This is a genomic window from Acinetobacter sp. 228, from assembly GCF_048147885.1.
Genome location: NZ_JAYWYV010000121.1, coordinates 1 through 1821 on the forward strand (window position 1 = coordinate 1; position 1821 = coordinate 1821).

Annotated in this window: 2 protein-coding genes; one reads left to right on the forward strand and one right to left on the reverse strand. The window is 39.4% G+C overall.

Going from position 1 to position 1821, the window contains the following annotated elements:
* Positions 1-1351, reverse strand: a 1351-nt coding sequence (locus tag VXQ92_RS16505; RefSeq protein WP_416682554.1) for a proline dehydrogenase family protein, incomplete at its 3' end; no start/stop codon positions are given.
* A gap of 124 nt (positions 1352-1475) precedes the next feature.
* Here VXQ92_RS16505 and VXQ92_RS16510 point away from each other — a divergent pair.
* Positions 1476-1821 (forward strand): Lrp/AsnC family transcriptional regulator (locus VXQ92_RS16510; RefSeq protein WP_416682555.1); only part of this gene is annotated, 346 nt, incomplete at its 3' end.

Below are 1821 nucleotides of genomic sequence, written 5' to 3' on the forward strand. Positions count from 1 at the left end.
GTAAGCATTGGAACTCATATTGACCAGCGTAATATTTGCTTGGATCTGCTAAATGATAGATCGTTGCTAAAGTTTGAGCATTATGCGTCGCAAATTGCGGATAAATAAATTCTGGTGCTGCAAGTAATTTTTTAGCACAAGCGATATAAGACAAATCAGTATGAACTTTACGCGTGAAGACAGGGTAGTCATCCATACCTTCGATTTGTGCTTTCTTAATTTCGCTATCCCAATATGCGCCTTTTACAAGACGGATCATCAGACGCTTTTGGCTACGCTTAGCAAGGTCAATAATATAATCAACCACAAAGAAGCAGCGTTTTTGGTAAGCTTGAATTACGAAACCAATGCCTTTCCAGTTCGCAAGTTCTGGCTCAAAACAGAGACGCTCAAGTAACTCAAGAGAAATTTCTAAACGCTCTGATTCTTCTGCATCGATATTTAAACCAATATTGTACTGTTTAGCTAAACGAGCGAGCTCAAATAATTTGCCGTAGAGTTCTTTGTGAACACGTTCAATTTGCGCACGTTGGTAACGTGGATGCAAAGCAGAAAGCTTAATTGAGATACCTGGGCCATCATATACGCCTTTACCATTAGACGCTTTACCAATTGCATGAATGGCTTGTGTGTAATCATTAAAGTAGCGTTCAGCGTCATGGTCGGTTAAGGCAGCTTCACCTAACATGTCATAAGAATAGCGGAAACCTTTATCCTCAAGTACTTTTGCGTGGTCGACAGCTTCTTCGATGGTTTCACCAGTCACAAACTGTTCACCCATCATACGCATTGCAACGTCAACTGCTTTACGAATAATGCCACGGCCACTACGTGCTAAAAGGCCAGTAAGTACACTTGAAAGACTGGTTTGCTTTGGTGTTTCCATAAGCTTACCAGTTAACATGAGACCCCATGCAGCAGCATTCACAAACATTAAGCTGCTTTGGCCAACATGTTCTTTCCAGTTACCTTGATTGATTTTATCGCGAATGAGCAAATCACGTGTTGCTGTGTCTGGAATACGAAGCAAAGCTTCAGCAAGACACATGAGCGCCACGCCTTCTTGCGAAGAAAGAGAAAATTCTTGTAATAACCCTTGAACAATACCTGCTTTACCTGAAGAAGTCTTACGTTCACGTAAATTATGGGCAAGGTTAAATGCAAGGTCATAAATTTTATGATCTAAATCATCAGATACCGCAGCAGCTTGTAATAGCTCTTCTACAGCTTCAGGTTCGGCACGTCGCCAAGCTGTATTAATGCGTTGTTCAAACTCACTTTTATCGTTGAATTCGGTGATATAGCCTTGGTGAGATTTATCCATTTGATGAAAAGTATCCATTGTGTTCATATCTATTTCCGCCAACCAGCTCTCGTAAACTCATCTTGAGTAGAGAGGTTTAGATAATTTATCATTACAGAAGAAACACCGAATAACTCACTATATTTTACCCATTTTTTAGAGGAAAATTCAGATGAATGGCCCATTATTAAGCCTTGATCGTACCGATTTAAAAATTTTGGATATTCTTCAAACAGATGGGCGTATTTCCAACAGCAGATTAGCTGAACTCGTCAATTTGTCTCCAACAGCAGTTATGGCACGAGTGCAGAAGCTCACCAAAGATGAATTCATCTTAGGTTATGAAGCTAAATTAAATCCGGTTAAGTTAAATGCAAATTTTTTGGTTTTTGTTGAAGTCTTACTCGATAAAACCACACCCAATGTTTTAGATGAGTTTATTGACGCAGTCGTGCATTATCCAGAAATCGTTGAATGCCATATGGTCAGTGGGGGATTTGATTTTTTAATTAAATTAC